We start from the raw sequence: 698 nt of genomic DNA, 5'->3' as shown, positions 1-698 counted from the left end.
CGGGCCCTGCCCGGTGACTCCGGATTCGGCGATCCGCTCTCGGCCGCGGGCCGGGACAGCGCGGGGACGATCGCCCGCGTGGCCGGCCGCCTGTTCGACGAGCAGCCCACCGCCTCGCGCGAGTTGTCCCTGGGCGGGTTGCAGGTATGGCACGCCCTGACCCAACGGTCCGGCCGAGGCGGCAGCGGGAGCGAGGTGACCATCGTGTTCACCGACCTCGTCGGCTTCTCCAACTGGGCCATGCGCGTCGGGGACGAGGACGCTCTACGGCTGCTCAGAGAGGTCGCCTCCGCCACCGAGCCGGAGGTGCGCACGCACCGCGGGCACGTGGTCAAGCGACTCGGAGACGGCCTCATGGCGGTCTTCCCGTCGCCCCAGCTCGCCTTCGACGCGGTCGTGGCCTGCTCCGCCGGGCTCGACCGCGTGGAGGTCGCCGGGATGCGGCCCCGGATCCGTGCCGGCATCCACACCGGGAATCCTCGCCTGATCGGCGGCGACTACCTGGGCGTGGACGTCAACATCGCCGCCAGGCTGGCGGAGAAGGCGGGGACGGGCGAGATCCTGGTCAGCGAGACCACCCTGCCCGGGCTGGATGAGTCCAGGGTGTCGACGCGCCGCAAGAGGAGCTTCCGGCTCACCAAGGCCAAGGGGGTCCCCGACGAGGTCGCCGTCTACACCGCGGTCCCCCGCCAGCAATG

The 698-nt window shown here is 72.5% G+C and carries 1 protein-coding gene; it reads left to right on the top strand.

Going from position 1 to position 698, the window contains the following annotated elements; translation table 11 throughout:
• Positions 1–698: adenylate/guanylate cyclase domain-containing protein (locus tag G6027_RS17220; protein WP_182638203.1), on the top strand; the 698-nt coding region annotated here is incomplete at both ends.

This window comes from Dietzia sp. SLG310A2-38A2, from assembly GCF_014145095.1.
GTDB lineage: Bacteria > Actinomycetota > Actinomycetes > Mycobacteriales > Mycobacteriaceae > Dietzia.
The sequence above is the reverse complement of the archived record's forward strand: the minus strand, read 5'-3'. Positions and strand labels throughout refer to the sequence as shown.